At 63.3% G+C, this 18138-nt stretch carries 19 protein-coding genes; 16 read left to right on the forward strand and 3 right to left on the reverse strand.

The genetic code is table 11. The features are described 5' to 3' along the window. The first annotated feature begins 16 nt into the window (after positions 1–16). The 4 genes from I2I01_RS22515 to I2I01_RS22530 are packed head-to-tail and all read left to right on the forward strand — an operon-like array spanning position 17 to position 4418. Positions 17–1072, forward strand: coding sequence for a c-type cytochrome (locus I2I01_RS22515; RefSeq protein ID WP_196288790.1), 1056 nt, complete (start codon positions 17–19; stop codon positions 1070–1072). A 10-nt stretch (positions 1073–1082) separates the two neighbouring features. Beyond that, positions 1083–2537: an OprD family outer membrane porin gene (locus tag I2I01_RS22520; protein ID WP_196288791.1), complete on the forward strand. Its 1455-nt coding sequence runs from the start codon at positions 1083–1085 to the stop codon at positions 2535–2537. A gap of 52 nt (positions 2538–2589) precedes the next feature. Then, complete coding sequence (locus I2I01_RS22525) at positions 2590–3075, forward strand: DsrE family protein (RefSeq protein ID WP_196288792.1); 486 nt, start codon at positions 2590–2592, stop codon at positions 3073–3075. Positions 3076–3098: 23 nt separating this feature from the next. Continuing rightward, complete coding sequence (locus I2I01_RS22530) at positions 3099–4418, forward strand: MFS transporter (RefSeq protein WP_196288793.1); 1320 nt, start codon at positions 3099–3101, stop codon at positions 4416–4418. A 26-nt stretch (positions 4419–4444) separates the two neighbouring features. Here the strand turns inward: I2I01_RS22530 and I2I01_RS22535 are convergent, their stop codons facing one another. Then, positions 4445–5365 (reverse strand): hypothetical protein, encoded by a 921-nt coding sequence (locus I2I01_RS22535; protein WP_196288794.1) that lies wholly within the window; start codon positions 5363–5365, stop codon positions 4445–4447. Between the two features lie 240 nt (positions 5366–5605). Here I2I01_RS22535 and I2I01_RS22540 point away from each other — a divergent pair, with 240 nt between their 5' ends. From I2I01_RS22540 to I2I01_RS22590, 12 genes are all read left to right on the forward strand, one after another. Beyond that, positions 5606–6472, forward strand: coding sequence for an AraC family transcriptional regulator (locus I2I01_RS22540; protein ID WP_196288795.1), 867 nt, complete (start codon positions 5606–5608; stop codon positions 6470–6472). A 125-nt stretch (positions 6473–6597) separates the two neighbouring features. Beyond that, a complete protein-coding gene (locus I2I01_RS22545; RefSeq protein WP_196288796.1) occupies positions 6598–7620 on the forward strand; it encodes a cytochrome c oxidase subunit II in 1023 nt (340 codons plus the stop codon). Positions 7621–7640: 20 nt separating this feature from the next. Then, on the forward strand, positions 7641–9494 hold the full coding sequence (locus tag I2I01_RS22550; RefSeq protein WP_196288797.1) for a cytochrome c oxidase subunit I: 1854 nt from the start codon (positions 7641–7643) through the stop codon (positions 9492–9494). A gap of 53 nt (positions 9495–9547) precedes the next feature. Then, the gene (locus I2I01_RS22555; RefSeq protein ID WP_211538126.1) at positions 9548–10018 is read left to right on the forward strand and encodes a DUF983 domain-containing protein; all 471 of its coding nucleotides are present in this window, start codon (positions 9548–9550) and stop codon (positions 10016–10018) included. Further along, the gene (locus I2I01_RS22560) at positions 10015–10368 is read left to right on the forward strand and encodes a hypothetical protein (protein WP_196288798.1); all 354 of its coding nucleotides are present in this window, start codon (positions 10015–10017) and stop codon (positions 10366–10368) included. The genes I2I01_RS22555 and I2I01_RS22560 overlap by 4 nt, the downstream gene beginning before the upstream one ends. A 60-nt stretch (positions 10369–10428) precedes the next feature. Further along, a complete protein-coding gene (locus tag I2I01_RS22565; protein WP_196288799.1) occupies positions 10429–10749 on the forward strand; it encodes a hypothetical protein in 321 nt (106 codons plus the stop codon). Positions 10750–10815: 66 nt separating this feature from the next. Beyond that, positions 10816–11472 (forward strand): peroxiredoxin, encoded by a 657-nt coding sequence (locus I2I01_RS22570; RefSeq protein ID WP_196288800.1) that lies wholly within the window; start codon positions 10816–10818, stop codon positions 11470–11472. 164 nt (positions 11473–11636) lie between these two features. Further along, positions 11637–12863: an NAD(P)/FAD-dependent oxidoreductase gene (locus I2I01_RS22575; protein WP_196288801.1), complete on the forward strand. Its 1227-nt coding sequence runs from the start codon at positions 11637–11639 to the stop codon at positions 12861–12863. 102 nt (positions 12864–12965) lie between these two features. Next, positions 12966–13541 carry a hypothetical protein gene (locus tag I2I01_RS22580; RefSeq protein WP_196288802.1) on the forward strand — a complete coding sequence of 192 codons (576 nt, stop codon included), beginning with the start codon at positions 12966–12968 and terminating at the stop codon, positions 13539–13541. A gap of 97 nt (positions 13542–13638) precedes the next feature. Beyond that, on the forward strand, positions 13639–13767 hold the full coding sequence (locus I2I01_RS23460) for a hypothetical protein (RefSeq protein WP_262895473.1): 129 nt from the start codon (positions 13639–13641) through the stop codon (positions 13765–13767). Positions 13768–13799: 32 nt separating this feature from the next. Further along, positions 13800–15230 (forward strand): bifunctional metallophosphatase/5'-nucleotidase, encoded by a 1431-nt coding sequence (locus tag I2I01_RS22585; RefSeq protein WP_211538128.1) that lies wholly within the window; start codon positions 13800–13802, stop codon positions 15228–15230. Between the two features lie 39 nt (positions 15231–15269). Beyond that, on the forward strand, positions 15270–15554 hold the full coding sequence (locus I2I01_RS22590; protein WP_196288803.1) for a YidH family protein: 285 nt from the start codon (positions 15270–15272) through the stop codon (positions 15552–15554). 55 nt (positions 15555–15609) lie between these two features. Here I2I01_RS22590 and I2I01_RS22595 read toward each other — a convergent pair whose 3' ends face one another. Both I2I01_RS22595 and I2I01_RS22600 read right to left on the reverse strand, forming a co-directional pair. Next, positions 15610–15882, reverse strand: coding sequence for a YgaP-like transmembrane domain (locus I2I01_RS22595; protein ID WP_196288804.1), 273 nt, complete (start codon positions 15880–15882; stop codon positions 15610–15612). Between the two features lie 141 nt (positions 15883–16023). Beyond that, positions 16024–18102: a toprim domain-containing protein gene (locus I2I01_RS22600; protein ID WP_196288805.1), complete on the reverse strand. Its 2079-nt coding sequence runs from the start codon at positions 18100–18102 to the stop codon at positions 16024–16026. Positions 18103–18138 lie beyond the last annotated feature (36 nt).

The following is an 18138-nucleotide window of genomic DNA, read 5'->3' on the forward strand; positions in this document are numbered from 1 at the left end:
TTAACGCCTCCCCGCCATGAAACCCACTGATGAACGGGTGCAGCAGCTGCCCCACCTGGCGCGCCTGCTGATGGTGCTGACGGCGGCCGTGGTGCTGGTCATCGTGGTCGTGGTCACGCAGCTCTACGGGCCGCCGGCCGCACCCGCGCCCGGGGCGGAGGAGGACGAAGCCACGCAGGGCCCGCCCCCGGCGGGCAGCTACCACCGCCCGGTCCCCCCGGCACCGGACACGGCCACTATTCCGCGCACTGCCGCCGGCCGCCAGATTCGCTACGGCCGGGAGCTGATTGCCCACACCGCGCAATATCTCGGGCCGCAGGGCTCGGTGGCGCACCTCACCAACGGCATGAACTGCCAGAACTGCCACCTGCAGGCCGGCACCCAGGGCTTCGCCAACAACTACCTGGCTGTGGCTTCGACGTATCCCAAAATGCGCGCCCGCTCGGGCACGGTGGTGGGCATCGAGCAGCGCGTGGCCGACTGCATGGAGCGCAGCCTCAACGGCCGCGCCGTGCCCGACAGCAGCCGCGAGATGCGCGCCATCGTGGCCTACATCAAGTGGCTGGGCAAGGACATTCCCAAAGGCAAGAAAGTGTACGGCACGGGCTTTATGAAGCTGGCCTACCTCGACCGGGCCGCCGACCCGGTGATTGGCCAGGCCGTGTTTGCGGCCAAGTGCCAAAGCTGCCACGGCCCCGCCGGGCAGGGCCAGCCGCTGGCCGACAACAGCGGCTACCAGTACCCACCGCTGTGGGGGCCGGCCAGCTACAACGACGGCGCGGGCCTGTTCCGGGTCTCGAACTTCGCCAAATACGTGAAGGCGGCCATGCCCTTCGGGGCCACCTTCGACCACCCGCAGCTGACCAACAAGCAGGCCTGGGACGTGGCGGCCTTCGTCAACTCGCAGCCGCGCCCCCATCTGGCCACGCCCCGCGACTGGCCCGACATCCGCAAAAAGCCGGTGGACCATCCCTTTGGGCCCTACGCGGATGCTTTCTCCGAAAAGCAGCATAAATACGGGCCGTATCAGCCCATTGAGGACGCCCACCCGCAGCCGGCCAAGGCGCAATAATTCCCTGCTCATGTCTCGTTTCGCATGCCTTTTAGGGGCCGGCTTGCTGCTGGCCCCGGCCGCCGCGTGGGCGCAACACGCCGAGCCGGCCCTGGCGCGCCCCGTGACCGGCCGTACCCAGCTCGCCCCCTACCCCACCCCCGCGCTGGCCGACACCGTGCGGGCGCGCACCCTGCCCGAAGCCTTTAGCCGTGGCCGCTGGCACGGCCGCCTGCGCAACTACACCATGGCCACCTGGAACCAAGGCTACCGGCCCGACTATTTTGCCAACGGCCTGGGCGCGGGCCTGCGCTTCGAAACCGCCCCGTTTCACGGCGTGCAGGTGGGGGCGGGCGGCTTCGCCTGGGTGAGCGTGGGCTCCGCCAACCTGCTGACCGCCGACGCGGCCACCGGGGCCGTGAGCCGCTACGAGGTAGGCCTGTTCGACGTGACCAACCCCAGCCGGCGCCAGCTCGCCGGGCGGGCCGAGGAGCTGTTCGTGCGCTACCGGTTCCGGCAGTCGGCGGCCACCTTCGGCCGGCAGCTGCTCAACACCCCGCTGCTCAACGCCCACGACGGCCGCCTGAGCCCCGGCTACGAGCAGGGTCTGTGGCTGGAGTTCCGGGAGCTGCCGGCCACGACCATCACGGGCGGCTGGCTCACGCACATCGCGCCCCGGTCCACCACCGGGTGGTATTCGGTGGCCAACTCCCTCGGGCTCTACCCCATGGGCGTGAACGAAGCCGGCCAGCGCGCCAGCTACGCCGGCAACCTGCGCAGCCGGGGCCTGGGTGTGCTGGCCGTGAGCCGGCAGTGGAGCCCGCGCACCACCACGCAGGTCTGGAACTACTACGCCGACAACCTGTTCGACGCCACCTTCGCCGAGCTGACCACCGGCCGGGCCGTGGGCACGGGCCAGCTCAGCCTGGGCGCGCAGTACCACTACCAGCGCACGGTGGGCACCGGCGGCAACGCCGACCCGCGCCTGGTCTACAGCGCCCCCGGCCGCCAGGCCCACGCCCTGAGCGCCCGCCTGGGCTACCAGCGCGGCCCCTGGAGCCTGAGCGGCAACTACACCCGCATCACCCGCACCGGCCGCTTCCTGTTTCCGCGCGAATGGGGCCGCGAGCCGTTCTACACCTTCCTGCCCCGCGAGCGCACCGAGGGCCTGGGCGGCTTGGATGCCGCTGCACTGCTGGGCGGCTATACCTTCGCCCGGGTGCCGGGCCTGAAAGCGGAAGTTGGCTACGGCCACTACTACCTGCCCGACGTGCGCGACACCCGCCTCAACAAGTACGGGCTGCCCTCCTACCAGCAGCTCAACGCCTCGCTCACCTACCCGTTTGCCGGCTGGGGCCGGGGCCTGCGCGGGCAGCTGCTCTACGTGTACAAGGGCGCGCTGGGCAACACCTACGGCGAAGACCGCTACATCGTGAACAAAGTGGACTTCCACCAGCTCAACGTCATTCTGAATTACGACTTTTAAGGCTTCGGCCCATTTTCCTATCCAATCTCCTCCCCCTCAATTCCTCCATCCCATGCTGTCCATTCGCCCCCTACTCACCGCGCTGCTGCTCAGCGGCGCTGCCCTCACCGCCACCGCCCAAACGACCAAGCCCAGCGCCGACCAGCTGGCTTTTCAGAAGGGGACCTTTCAGGGGGCCACGGCCGACAAAGCCCAGTACAACGCCATCTACCAGCTCGACAGCGACGACCCGAAACTGATTAAAATGACGCTGCGCAACATCAGCAACGCGCTGGACGACCCGCGCCTCAAGGGCAAGCTGCAGGTTGAGCTGGTGGCTTTCGGCGGGGGTGTCACCGCCTTCCGCAAAGACCAGCCGTTTGAGGCCGAGCTGCTGGCCCTGAAAGAGAAGGGCGTGATTCTGGCCCAGTGCCTGAACACCATGCGCGAGCGCAAAATCACCAAGGAGGAGCTGTGGCCCTTCCTCTCTTTCGTGCCCAGCGGCAACGGCGAGCTGATTATCCGGCAGGCCCAGGGCTGGGCCATCGTCCACCCCTAACGGAATCTACTTCCCCCCCATCAATGAAGACTCCTCAACTCGGTTTGCGCGAAAACTGGCGGCAGTTCAGCCTGCTGGTGCTCATCAACGCCTTCGTGGGCGGCATGGTGGGGCTGGAGCGTAGTATCCTGCCCCGGCTGGCCGAGCAGGAGTTTCATCTGGTGGCCCGCTCGGCCATCCTTTCCTTCATCGTGGTGTTTGGCCTCACCAAAGCCGTGGCCAACTACTACGCGGGAGCCTGGGCCAATAAGGTTGGGCGCAAAAACCTGCTGGTTATCGGCTGGCTGTTCGGCCTACCGGTGCCGCTGCTGCTGCTCTGGGCACCCACCTGGGGCTGGGTGATTGCGGCCAACGTGCTGCTGGGACTGAACCAAGGCCTGGCTTGGTCGAGCACGGTGGTGATGAAAATTGATTTGGTGGGCCCCAAGCAGCGCGGGCTGGCCATGGGCCTGAACGAGTCGGCCGGTTACCTGGCCGTGGCGGCCACGGCCTTCGCCTCGGGCTGGCTGGCCACCGAATATGGCCTGCGACCCTACCCGTTTTACCTGGGCATTGTATTGGCGGTGGCTGGCCTGCTAGGCTCGCTGCTGGTGCGCGATACCCGCCACCACGTGGCCCTGGAAGCGGCGCAGGCCCCAGCAGCGCCCACCGGCCCGCCGCTCTCCTTCTGGGACGTAACGTGGCGGCACCCCAACCTGGGCTCAGTCACGCAGGCGGGGTTGGTGAATAACCTCAACGACGGCATGGTGTGGGGCCTGCTGCCGCTGCTGCTGGCCAGCAAGGGTTTCACCCTGACGCAGATTGGCACCGTGGCGGCCGTGTACCCGGCCGTCTGGGGCCTGGGCCAGCTCGTCACCGGCCCGCTGGCCGACTGCCTCTGTAAAAAGGACCTGCTGTTCTGGGGGATGCTGCTGCAGGGCGCGGTGTTACTGGCCATTCTCTTTACCGATACCTACCCCGTGTTTCTACTGCTGGCGGCCCTGCTCGGGGCGGGCACGGCCCTGGTGTACCCCACGTTTCTGGCCGCCGTGGCCGAGTACGCGCCCTTGGCGCAGCGGGCGCACAGCGTAGGCATCTTCCGCTTCTGGCGCGATGCGGGCTACGCCATCGGCGCGCTGCTCACCGGCCTGCTGGCCGATGCTTTCGGGCTGGGGACTGCGCTGGCCGCCATTGGCGGGCTTACGGTGCTTTCGGCACTGGTTATTAAGCGGCGGATGTACTGCCTACCTGATTTGACAACTAATCCTAATAAGGCAATGACCTGTCCATCAACAGGCACTAACAGGCAGCAGTACTTTGCCAGGCTCTGGCCACTGGCGTCTATTGTTAGGCTAACTTATTAATTACAAACACTTGTATTATAATACTTTTAGTGAATTTCAAACATGCTTTTACGGTCTTGAGGTGAATGCAAGGGGAAATTATGCATGTGCCAAGGAGCAACTCTGACCTTTTCCGAGTAAAGACAAAAATTAGCCTTTTCAAAAGTTTGCAACTCGATGCAAACGGCATTAACATCCAAATCATAGCACTCTGTATAAGTGACATGAGCAGGATTTGGAAAACTGTCTTTATACACTTTGTTATAAGGCGGTTCGAAATACCTTATCAAAGCAGCTTCAGTAAAATTAATTTTTTGTTGCTCATTAATTCCCTCCCAATTCAACTTGTTGTAGACGTTCTGAAATCTTACTTTGTCAGCACTTCTTTCTTCATCCGTGAACTCGGTCCTTCCGTCAAACATCATCAGGTTTATCTGAAGAAATGAGGCTAGCACCAGCCAGATTTCACAATCGGGGTTTTTAGAAATAGCTTCAGCGTATATATTTTGAAGGGTAGAATGGCTCTTCAACCTATCAGGAGCCGTCCTGGCACCCTCGACACCAAATGACTGCCCGACGTACAAAACGTCTAAGTCAAGAAAGTGCCGCTCCTCAAGATGCTGATAGAATTGTTGAAGGAAGACAGCAGCGCTCGCCTCAAATACTACTTCGCCATTAGCCAGCAGTTCAAATCTGCTATTTGGATAGGTGGCAGCTATTGCAACGTCAGTTGTTTCGAACACATTCTCTATCTGAATGTGCAATTCCTCGAACGTGTCTTCTTTCTGGATTTTGAAGTATAAATCAACGTAATCGTCAGTGACAAAAGTGCGCGATTTATCAATCACTACTCTAGGCCGCTTACATATGAAATAAATGTGGCAAGGAGATTTTTCATTGAAATAATCGTAGGACTGCATCAACTCTAAATCTCCTTGCTGCAATATGGCAACTTTATCAAGCATCATATTGATAGCAAATTCGCTTGGCAGTCTTTTACCTGGTATCATTATTTACAATCCAATTATTTACTATAATCCTTATTTTACAATTACTTGCGAAGGTAGCAGAAACCGGCACCTGCGCCCGTCCCGCCCCGATTCGGCCCCGTACAAGTTGGAGGCTGGCCGCTACTTTGCCGGCCATATCCCTCGGGTAAGGCCGCTGCCGGTGCGGCCAAAGCCTTTGCCCCCACCCTGCCAATGCCCATGAAAGCTGCCTCCGTTCCCGTCTATTGCATCGACTCCTACCCGGACGGGCATGGGCAGGGCGAGTTCTACGCGCAGCGGCTGGAAACGCTGATTGCCAGCTTTGCCGGCATCGACAAGGCCCACACCCACGACTTCTACATGCTGCTCTACATCCGGCAGGGCTCGGGCACGCACACCATCGACTTCGTGACTTATCCGGTGCAGCCGGGCTACCTTTTTTTCCTGGCCCCCGGCCAGATGCACAGCTGGGAGCTGAGCCCCGACAGCACGGGCTACCTGCTGTTTTTCGAGGCCGGCTTCTACCTGCACACCTACCCGAGCAGCCGCCTGCACGAGTACCCGTTTTTCCAGCCGCTGCGCTCGCACCTGGTCGACCTCTCGGCGCAGGAGCCGCCGTTTCCAGCCCTGCTCGACCAGCTCATGCGCGAGGCCGAAAGCGGATTCGACAACCGGCTGGAAGTGCTGCGGGGCTGCCTGTTCGTGCTGCTGGAGCTGGCCGCCCGCCACGCCAACCACGAAGAGGCCAGCGCGGGGGGCACGCTGCGCCAGGCCCAGCAGGTGCGCGAGTTTGAGGCCCTGCTCGAACAGCATTTCCGCACCGAGAAAACCGTGCAGTACTACGCCCAACGCCTGAGCCTGACGCCCAACCACCTCAACGCGCTGTGCCGCCAGCAGCGCGGCCACACGGCCAGCGACCTCATTCAGCGGCGGGTGCTGGTGGAGGCCCAGCGCCTGCTGGTGCACGCCGAGCAGCCGGTGAAGCAGCTGGCCGCCGAGCTGGGTTTTCAGGATGCGTCCTACTTCGGGCGGTTCTTTCGGAAGCGCACCGGTATGACGCCCGAACAATTTCGGGCAAATCGTTGATTTGTCCGTAAATCGCCCTGATTGGTGTCTTTTCAGGGGTTTTTAGCAGCGGTACATTTGTAAATGTACCAGCGCACCTGCCCGGCCGAGTGGCCGGAGCCGGGGGCGCGGCCTGGTAAAAGCTCATGATAGTTCTTGGAATCATAGTAGTGGGGTTGCTGCTGGTCGTGCTCGGCCTGCTGTTTCGGCTCCAGATTTTGACGGCCATTTTTTCCGGCGACTCCACCCGCGACATCGGGCCGGCCAACCGTGCCAACGCCGTGCTCATGCTCGTGTTTCTGGTGGTGGGCGGCGGGGCGTTTGCCTGGTCGTTCCGGCGCAGCTACGCCCGCATGGACGTGCCGGTGGCCTCGGTGCACGGCCTGGCGGTGGACCGCATGTTCTGGATTACGATGAGCATCATTGGCGTGGCCTTCGTGCTCACGCAGGTCATGCTGTTCTGGTACGCTTACAAGTACCAGCACCGGGAAAGCCGCCGGGCCTACTTCTTCTCGCACAACAACAAGCTCGAAATCGTCTGGACCCTGATTCCGGCCATTGTGATGGCCGCGCTGGTGTTTGCCGGCTGGAAGGAATGGGGCCGCATCACCGGCCCCGCGCCCAAAGACGCGGTGGTGCTGGAGGTGATGGGCAAGCAGTTCAACTGGCTGGTGCGCTACCCCGGCCGCGACCTCAAGCTGGGCGTGGTGAACTACCGGCTGATTGACGCCGTGAACGAGTGGGGCTTCGACCTGAGCGACAAGGCCGCCCTCGACGACTTCACGGCCGGTGAAATCCACGTGCCCAAGGGCGTGCCGGTGCTGCTTAAAATCCGCTCGCGCGACGTGCTGCACGCCGTGTACCTGCCGCAGTTCCGCCTGCAGATGTACGCCGTGCCGGGCATGCCCACGCGGTTCTGGTTCACGCCCAACACTACCACCGAGGAAATGCGGGCGAAGCTCGGTAACCCCAAGTTCAACTACGAACTGGCCTGCAACCAGGTGTGCGGCAGCGGCCACTTCGCCATGAAAATGACCGTGGTGGTGGACGAGCCGGACGACTACGTGGCCTGGTTCGCGCAGCAACAGTCCTTTTCCTCCCTCAACCCCGAGGTGCGCGCCGGCCTGCCGCGCCCGCAGCCCCTGGCCGCCACGCCCGCCGCCCGCTAACCCTTCGCTCTCCCTGATTCATGGAAAACACTCCCAACCTCTCGCCCGACCTGCCCACGCGCGACAGCGCGGCCGCGCCGGTGCTGGCCGCTGCCGGCGAGCACGCTCACCCCGACCAGCACTGGCTCTGGCGCTACGTGTTGAGCCAGGACCATAAAGTTATTGCCAAGCAGTTTCTGATTACGGGCATGTTCTGGGCGCTGGTGGGCGGCTCGCTGTCGAGCCTGTTCCGCCTGCAGCTGGGCTGGCCCGAAGGCTCGATGGAGTGGCTCAAGCCGCTGCTGGGCCACTGGATTGAGGCCGGCAAGCTCAACCCCGAGTTTTACCTGGCCCTGGTGACGATGCACGGCACCATCATGGTGTTTTTCGTGCTCACGGCGGGCCTGTCGGGCACGTTCTCCAACTTCCTGATTCCGCTGCAAATCGGCGCGCGCGACATGGCCTCGGGCTTCATGAACATGCTCTCGTACTGGTTTTTCTTCCTGTCGAGCGTCATCATGTTCAGCTCGCTGTTCATCGAAACCGGCCCGGCGGCTTCGGGCTGGACCATCTACCCGCCGCTCTCGGCCCTGCCGCAGGCCATTTCCGGCTCCGGGCTGGGCATGACGCTCTGGCTCGTGAGCATGGCCCTGTTCATCGTGTCGCAGCTGCTGGGCAGCGTCAACTACATTTCCACGGTGCTCAACCTGCGCACCCGGGGCATGAGCATGACCAAGCTGCCGCTCACCATCTGGTCGTTTTTCCTGACCGCCGTACTCGGCACGCTCTCGTTTCCGGTGCTCTTTGCCGCCGTGCTGCTGCTGGTGTTCGACCGCTCGTTCGGCACCTCGTTCTTTCTCTCCGACATCTACATTGCCGGGCAGGCTTTGAGCAACCAGGGCGGCTCGCCGGTGCTGTTTCAGCACTTGTTCTGGTTCCTGGGCCACCCGGAGGTGTACATCGTGATTATGCCGGCCATGGGCATCGTGTCGGAAGTGCTGGCCACCCACGCCCGCAAGCCCATTTTCGGCTACCGGGCCATGATTGGCTCGCTGCTGGGCATCTCGCTGCTGTCGTTCGTGGTGTGGGGCCACCACATGTTCGTGACGGGCATGAATCCGTTCCTGGGCTCGGTGTTCGTGTTTCTGACGCTGATGATTGCCGTGCCCTCGGCGGTGAAAACATTCAACTGGCTGGCCACGCTCTGGCGCGGCAACATCCGCTTTACCACGGCCATGCTCTTCAGCATCGGCTTCGTGAGCCTGTTCGTGGCCGGCGGCCTCACGGGCATCGTGCTGGGCAACGCCACGCTCGACATCCAGATGCACAACACCTACTTCGTGATTGCGCACTTTCACCTGGTGATGGGCTCGGCGGCCATGTTCGGCATGTTTGCCGGCATCTACCACTGGTTTCCGAAGATGTTCGGGCGCATGCTCAATGAGCGGCTGGGCTACGTGCACTTCTGGTTCACCTTCGCCGGGGCCTACCTCACCTTCATTCCGATGCACTACATCGGCATCGCCGGCTTCCCGCGCCGCTACTACTCCTGGACGGGCTTCGACATGTTCTCGCAGTTCAGCGACCTGAACCAGTTCATCTCGGTGGCGGCCATTTTCGCCTTCCTGGCGCAGTTCATCTTCCTCTTCAACTTCTTCCACAGCATTTGGCGGGGCCGCCGGGCCACCGAAAATCCGTGGCGCTCGAACACGCTGGAATGGACCACGCCCGTGGAACTGGGCCACGGCAACTGGCCCGGCGCGGTGCCCGCTGTGTACCGCTGGCCCTACGACTACAGCAAGCCCGGCTCCGACGCGGACTTCATCCCGCAGCACGTGCCCTTCTCGCAAACCCCGGCCTCGAACATGCCCTACGAGCAGCCGGCGGCCGAGTAAGCGCCGGGTGTTTGCCCGGCGGCTGTTTCCTCCACTTTTCCTTGTTCATCGTCATGCCTACCTCCTCATCGTCGTCCCTGCTGGCCTTTGCCGCGCAGCGCTGCCCGCGCTGCCACCAGGGTCCCGCCTTTAAAACCTCGGCTTTCAACCTGGCCCACTTTCAGGAAATGAACGAAAGCTGCCCCGTGTGCCACCAGCACTTCGAGCCGGAGCCCGGCTTCTACTGGGGGGCCATGTACATCAGTTACGCCTTTTCCGTCGCCATCGTGGTGGCGGTGGGCATTGCCACCTACGTGCTGGGCCACGACCCCGACACCTGGGTGTACGTGGCGGCCGTGGCCGTGAGCACGGTGCTGCTGCTGCCGTTCTCGTTCCGTTACTCGCGCACGGTGATGCTGCACTTGTTCGCCGGCATCGACTACGACCCGCGGGCCGGCGCAAAGCCAGCGGGGCCGGTGGCCCGGCGGGTGCCCTTTCCAGGACCGTTAGCACCTCACGATAGCAACCGCCCCGTTTTGTTATGAAAAATTCCCTTCGTTTGCTGGGGGTGCCCGCGCTGGCGCTCCTGCTGCTGCTGAGCCAGGTGCTAGCCCTGCGGCCGCTGTGGGCCGCGTATGAATCCCTGCCGGCGGGCGCGGCCGCCCCGGCGCACCCGTCGCCGGTGCTGCTGCTTTCGCTGGTGGTAGCGCTGCACTTAGTACTGGGCGCGGTGGCCGTGTTCGTGTTCCGGCGCAGCCGCCAGCCCCGCCACTGGCACCCGCGCGTGGGCCTGCTCAGCGTCGTGCAGGTGCGGCCCTCCGGCGAGCTGAGCCGGGCGGTCAGCCCCCACATCCGGCCCTACGCGCGCCGGGAACCCAACTCCCGCGTGGGCTAACGCGTCGGGTTTTTAAGCGGCCGACGGCCGCCCTTCCCCCTTCTTACCAAAGTCGATTTTATGAAAACGATGCTTGCTTTCCGCTACCGGCCCCGGCTGGTGGTGCTCCTCGTCATGCTCCTGCTGGCCGCACCGCTGGCCAGCCCCGCCCAATGCGTGCTGTGCAGCACGCAGGTTGAAGCCGCCCGCCAGGAAAACGACGGCTACGACCCCGGCGGCCTCAACAAGGGCATTCTCTACCTCATGGCCATCCCCTACCTGCTGATGAGCGTGGTCGGCTACGGCTGGTACCAGCGGCGCAAGCGCGGCCGGCAGCAGGCCACCCTGGTGCTACTGTCAAGCGCGGAGCAAACAAAGGCCCTGGCGCTGCTCCCTCACTAAGGCTGCGGGCTGGCCAGCCCGCGTTTCCCCGCATTTTCAATTCCCCCATTTTCCCAATTCAATTCAATGGAAACCTCCCCCCTCCCCCAAATCTCCATGCCGAGCATCGGTGCGCAGGCCCCGGACTTCGAAGCCCTGAGCACCACCGGCCTCATCAAGTTTTCAGACTTTGCACCCGGCAAGTGGGTCGTGTTCTTCTCGCACCCGGCCGACTTCACCCCCGTCTGTACCACCGAGCTGAGCGGGTTTGCCCAGCGGCAGGCCGAGTTCACGGCCCTCAACACCGAGCTGCTGGGCCTGAGCATCGACAGCATTCACTCCCACATCGCGTGGGTGAACAATGTGCGCGAGAAAAGCGGCGTGTACTTCCACTTTCCCATCATCGCCGACCTCGACATGAAGGTGGCGCGCCTCTACGGCATGCTGCAGCCCGAAGCCAGCGAAACCGCCGCCGTGCGGGCCGTCTTTTTCATCGACCCGGCGCATAAAATCCGCCTCATCATGTACTACCCCATGAGCGTGGGCCGCAACCTGGACGAGATGCTGCGGGTGCTCAAGGCCATGCAGTTCAGCGACGAGCACCAGGTGTCGCTGCCCCTGAACTGGCAGCCCGGCGACAAGGTGATTCTGCCCGCCCCCAAGACCCTGGACCAGCTCGATGCCCGCCTGGCCGATGACTCGGTGGAGAAAATGGACTTCTATCTGGCCCTCAAAAGCGTGTAGCCGGCCGGGAACCCGGCGGGCCAGCGGGCGGGCCGGGTTCCCATAGGCGGGGGGTGTTTGCGAAAAATCATCGGCCCAGCCCCGGACTTTACATGAAAAAATGTTTAAGTGTTAATATGTTCATGCGTATCTTGCTTTCCCAACCTCACTAATCCCACCCGACCATGACGGCAACTCCCATTTCCCGACACCATCAGCTGCTCGTGGTGGGCGGCGGCAACGCGGGCCTCTCGGTGGCCGCCCAGCTGCTGCTGGCCGACCGGGGCCTCGACGTGGCCATCCTCGAACCCTCCGCCAAGCATTACTACCAACCGGCCTGGACGCTGGTGGGCGGCGGGGCCTACGACATCAAAGACACGGTGCGGCCCGAAGGCGACTACATCCCGAAGGGCGCGCAGTGGATTCAGGACGCGGCGGCCACCTTCGAGCCCGAAGCCAACACGGTGGTGACGGCCGGCGGCCAGCGCCTGACCTACGACTACCTGGTGGTGTGCCCCGGCATTCAGCTGGACTGGCACAAAATCAAGGGCCTGCCCGAGGCGCTGGGCAAAAACGGGGTGTGTTCGAACTACGGCTTCGAGCTGGCCCCCTACACCTGGGAGTGCGTGCAGAACTTCCGGGGCGGCACGGCCCTGTTTTCGGCCCCCAACACGCCCATCAAGTGCGGCGGGGCCCCGCAGAAAATTATGTACCTGGCCTGCGACAGCTGGCGCAAGCGCGGCGTGCTCGACAAAGCCAACGTGCGCTACACCTCGGGCGGCAGCGTCATTTTCGGGGTAAAATCCTTCGCCGAAGCCCTGCTGAAAGTGGTGCAGCGCTACCGCATCAAAACCGATTTCTTTCACAACCTGAAGGAGGTCCGGGGCGAAAGCCGGGAGGCCGTGTACGACGTGCTGAAGGACGGCCAGGTGGTGGACGAGGTGACCCTGAAATTTGATATGCTGCACGTGGTGCCGCCCATGAGCGCCCCGGACTTCATCAAGCACAGCCCGCTGGCCGCGCCCGGCAACCCGCTGGGCTGGGTTGACGTGGACAAACATTCGTTGCAACACGTGCGCTACCCCAATATTTTCAGCCTGGGCGATGCCGGCTCGATGCCTAACGCCAAGACCGGCGCGGCCATTCGCAAGCAGGCCCCGGTGGTGGTGAAGAATATCCTCTCGCTGCTGAAAAGCAAGGCACTGGCCCCGGACAACGCCTACCATGGCTACGGCTCCTGCCCGCTCATCACGGGCTACGGCAAGCTCATTCTGGCCGAGTTCGACTACGACAACAACCCCACGCCTACCTTCCCCTTCGACCAGACCCAGGAGCGGTTCTCGATGTGGCTGCTCAAGCGCTACGGCCTGCCGTGGCTGTACTGGAACAAGATTCTGCCGGGCAAGGCGTAAGCCTTGACGGGGTGCCAATGACTGAACGCGCCCCCGCCGGGGCCGTATGGCTTTAGCTAAGCCATACGGCCCCATCCAACTCAGGCTTGCCGCACCAACCCTATGACAGGTTACCACTACCGCTTTTCCATCCGGGGCTACTCGCACCCGCAGCTCTACGAATTGTCCGCCCGCAATCCCAGTCCGGACCTGGCGTTTATGAACGATGAGCACGACGGCGGAGCGCCCCACTTCTACTTCACTTCCGCGCACCTGGACGAGCTCAGCCAGCCGGCCCAGGTGTGGGGCCGGGCCACTCAGTTGCTGGATATGTTCCACGGCATTTACGGACTGGCTTCACTGTCCCCCAACTCGCCGTTTAATTCGGCGCGGCCAGTGCTCCACGAGTTGTATGATTTGTGGGAAGGCAAGTGGCTGGAGCATGTAACTCCGGAAGTGCCCAGCAGCTTACCCTACACGGCAACTGTACTGGCTGAGCCGGTGCATCCGGTGTATGCCAGCGGCACGATGGGGCGGGCGCTGCTGCTGGCCCGCACGGAGCCCGACGTAATGACTTTGCTGACGCAGCTGGGCCAGGAGCTGGATTTGCGTACGCTCTACGCCATTGTGGACACGCTGCGCTACTACGACGGGGATGACTTCGAAGCGCGCCAGCAAAAGGCCGGCATCTCCAAATAATAGATACAAGCTCTTCACGCGCACGGCCGACAACTTTGGGGCTTCGGGCCTGCAGGCGCGCCACGGTCCCAGCAACGCGCAACCGCCGGAAAAGCCCATGCCCCTGCCCGAAGCGCAGTACCTGGTCAAGCTCCTGAGCCGGCAATATCTGACCGACCGCCACGGAATTCAGTTCGCTGACCCCATCGTGTACCAGGACGCCGGCGGTATACTGGAAGATTTTTAACCCGTTGTCCCTCCGCCCGAGTAAGCCATTTTATGGAGCTAACCCTGTTTCAACTCAACGATGTGCACGGCTACCTGAACCTGCACCAGGAAGTATTCTACGGCCCTACCGGCCCCGAATACCGCCGCTGCGGGGGCTACGCCCGCATTGCCTCGCTGCTGGGGGCGTTGCGCCAGACCTATCCCGAAAGCCTGCTTTTTGACGGCGGCGATACCTTCCACGGCACCCGGCCGGTGGTGGCCACGCAGGGCGACATCCTGCCCGATATCCTCAACGAGCTGGGCATCGCGGCCATGACCGCGCACTGGGACTTTGCCTACGGCCCGGCGCATTTGAAAGAGCTGGCCGGCCGGCTGAACTACCCGCTGCTGGCCGCTAACGTCTTTCACCTCGATACGGGTGAACTGGCCTACGCGCCTACCAAACTCTTTGAAGTGGCCGGGCTGCGCGTGGGCGTGGTGGGCCTGGCCTGCCCCATCGTGGACAAGACCATGCCGGCGCACTTCAGCACCGGCCTGCGCTTCACCGACGGCGTGGCCGAGCTGCCGGGCCACGTGCAGCGCCTGCGCACCGAGGAGCGGGCCGATGTGGTGATTCTGCTCTCGCACTGCGGCTTTCCGCAGGACGTGGCCCTGCTCGAAGGCTGCCCTGGCATCGACGTCTGTTTGAGCAGCCACACCCACAACCGGCTGTATCAGCCCTTCGTGGCGGGCGGGGCGCTGGTCATTCAGTCGGGCGCGCACGGCTCGTTTCTGGGTCGGCTCACGCTCACCATTGAGGAAGGGCGCGTGACCGGCCACTCCCACGAACTGCACGAAATCAGCGAAGGTATTGTGCCCGACTCGGCCCTGCAGGCCCGCATCGACGCGGCGCTGGTACCCTTTGCCAACCTGCGTGAGGTAGTGGGCGTGACGGCCACCGGGCTGCACCGGGGCACGTCGGTGGAGTGCCCGGCCGATGATTTCCTGCTGGCCAGCCTGCGGGCGCTGGTGCCAGCCGACCTGTATTTCTCCAACGGCTGGCGCTACGGCGCGCCAATTCCCCCTGGCCCGGTATCGCTCAACGACCTCTACGACCTGGTGCCGATGGACCCCGAGATTGAAACTGTGGAACTGACCGGAGCCGAACTGCGCGAGATGCTGGAAAAGAACCTCGAAGGCACCTACAGCCACGATGCGCTGCACCAGATGGGCGGCTACGTGAAGCGCGCGCTGGGGCTGAAAGCCTATTTCAAGGCCGAAAACCCCAAAGGCAGCCGCCTGCAAACAGTGTTCGTGCAGGACCAGCCCCTGGACCCGGACCGGACCTACACGGCCGCCTTCATCACCTCGCAGGGCGTGCCGCACCAGTTTGGCCGCAACCGCCGTAAAACCGGCCAGCACGCCGTGGCCGCCATGCGCGCGTTTCTCAAGCAGCACCGCCCCCTGGTGGTGCACCCGCACGACACGTTTGTGGTGGTGTAATACCGGGGCTAACCGACGCTTTCCCCGTACCGTTTTCTTATGCTCCCTTCGCTAACGCCAACGCCCAACTACGACCAGCAGCAGCTGGCTGCCGCGCGCACCCGTATGGCCAACGAGCGCACCTTTCTGACCTATCTGCGCACCAGCCTCGCCTTGGTCGGCTTTGGACTGGCGTTGATTCAGCTGCATCCATTGCGCGCCTCCGGCCTCGGATACGGCGCGCTGGCGGTTGCGGGCCTTATGCTACTGGTAGGCTGGCTGCGATTTCGGATGCGGCAGCGCGAGATTGAAGGATGCCAAGTGCCCTCTCCTATTCTTCACTGAGGAGCTGAAATGGGCGGTCGCGGGGCAACAAGCAGCAATTAAACCAACCGAAAGGCTAACCAAGGCCGCCCTGGGCAGTATTTGAGTCGGCCGTTGCGGGCCCGGGCCCGATTACCGCCCGCAGTTGGGGGCCGTCAAAAGGAAGGCCCATCAGGGGGGCCAGCAGGCACCAGTCGAAGGCACCCATGGATAGCGGCAATAGTCCGGCAATGGCCAGTGGCCAGCCTTTGCGGCCCTGGGCCAGACCGGCCGCAATCAACGACGTGCCGGCGGCTACACGGGTAACCCGGCCAGCGGGAGAGGCGATAAAACGCAGGAAGTTATCCATCGAGAAAAGGCTTAGAAGTTGGTAAGGGGCGTGTTATCTGGCTATACGTCAACCAGGCCAGGGCAGGCAAAGCGTAGGCCTGATTCGCGGCAGGTGCAAACAGGCAGGTAGAAGTCGGCTGCGTTGAACAGTTGGTTTTGGTCAACCTGGGCGCAGGCCTCGCTGCCGGATTTCGGGCGGCGCGGGAGTCAGCGCGGGACGTTCCAGCGTGTGCACGGCCTGCCGCAGCTGCTGTACGGCGGGGTTGTCTTTCAGCGTGTCCAGGCCAGCTATCACGGCCAGAACCTTGGTCACGTTTTCCTGGTTGAGGCCCGCCAGCTCCGGCTTCTTCGCCACCTGCCGGCTCACTTCCTGCAAACGGGCGGCCTCCAGGTTTGCGGCGTGGCCGCGGAGCTCCTTCACCACCACGCCCGCCGCCTCGATGAAGGATTGCCGGGCCTGGTCGTGGACCTGCGAGTCGCTGGGCACCAGTTGTGGGCCGGCTTGGCGCTGCTGCTCCTGAGCGGCGGCTAGCTGCCGGCGCTCGGCAGCATCCGGCGCGGGCTCAATCACGGTGGCCCGGGGGTTAGCCGCCAGCGCGTCCAGCGCGGCGCTGATAGCGGGCAGCTGCGCCGAATCGGGCCGGTAGCGCAACGTAAGCTCGGTGGCAATTCCCCGGGCCACGGGAGTTTCCAGCTTGATTGCATGGTCAATGGTCAGCCCCACGCGCTCCAGATTATCGCGCAGCTGCGGCAGCTGGGCCACGGCATCGCGGCTCTCGCGGAATTCTACCACCAGCAGCCGCTCCCCCTTGGCGCGGGCCTGCGCCTGTGCCTCGTGCTGCTGGGCTATTGTGCCCTGGCCGACGATGGGCGCGTTATCCCAATGCTCCTGCCCGAAACCGTACTGGTCCTCGTCGATACCGCCCAACTCACGCCGTACCACCCGCTGCAGCTGGTCCTGCTTGAGGTCCTGATTCCAGTCCTTGCCCTGGCTTTTCACAATTTCCACGCGGTGCTCAAAAGCCAGCGCCTGGCTGGCCGCCTGGTTGAAAGTCCCCAGCGCCTCGCGGCTCATCGGCACGTGAAACTGGTAGGTGTGAGCTCCCAGCTTGTTGGAGTGAATCAGCTCGTCGCGCAGGGTCTGGCTGCTGGCCGGAGTGTCCGGCTCACCGTTTTCCTGGGCGTACTGCCGGGTAACCTGGTCATTGTAGGCTTTGAGGTGCTGGCTGAGCGCCTGTACGCCGGCCGGGTGGGCGGCCGTGATTTCGACGGTCAGTCGGTGCTCGTGCTCCCGCACCACTTTCATTGGGTTCTGCTCGCTGGCCAGGCCCGCCAGCAGCCGGATATCAAAGTGGTGCCCTTGCGTGTCGTTGTCGAAAGCGGCTCGAATAGCTGGAATATGTTCCTCGCTGAGTAGCCGCTTCAGCTCGAAAATCTTGTTCTGGGTAAGCGTACCGGCTGTCGAAGCATACAAGGCATTGTCGCCGGGGTGCAGCTGCGCGTAGGAAAGCGTATCGAGGGCCGATTCGCTGACCACCAGCACCGCCGCCGGCCGGCCCTCGGGAAGCTTGCTCAGCCACAGCGAGCGGGTGAACTGGCTTTCGGGGGCCTGGCCCTTGAAGCCCTCGCCCTTCAGCTCCAGCCCCACCACCCGCCCCTCGTGGTAGGCCGGGAAAGCAGTGTTGACGTAGGTTTTGGTCGGCATTCCCTCCTTCTGCACCGTGTAGAGCTGGTTGAGGATGCGGCCCGCGAACTGCGGATTGGCAATCGTGCTTTTCGTAATACCGCGCCCTTCCAGGTAGGCCGTGTTTTCGAGCGGCCGGCAGTGATGGGTGTAGATGCTGTGGAACTTCTCACCCGGCGCGGTTTCCACGATGGGCGGTAGGTCGAGCCGGGGCCGCTGCGCCTCGGGTAGGTTGAGGTAGGCGCGGAAGTGGTCATTGACCGACTGCCAGAGGTTGCGGCCCGGCAGCGGGGCAAGGCCGGCGATGCGGTCGGAGCTGACCCGGTTCTTCATCCAGTCGATGACGCTGCCCTTGTCGCGGTCGTCCTGGGCGTTGAAATACATCCAGTCGCCGCCCCGGCCTTTGAACACCACCAGCGTGTCATCGCCCTCGAAAACGTGCCATTTGCCTTTGCCCAGGTGCTCGCCTTTTCGGAGGTTGTAGCCGAAGTGGCTCAGCAGCTCGGGCAGCTCAACCTGCTCCTTAATCTTCTGGAAGGTGAGTTCGTGTTCCATGGCAAAACGAATTAGTTTGAAGGATGGAAAGCAGAA

The sequence above is a fragment of the Hymenobacter properus genome (genome assembly GCF_015694735.1).
Taxonomy (GTDB): domain Bacteria; phylum Bacteroidota; class Bacteroidia; order Cytophagales; family Hymenobacteraceae; genus Hymenobacter; species Hymenobacter properus.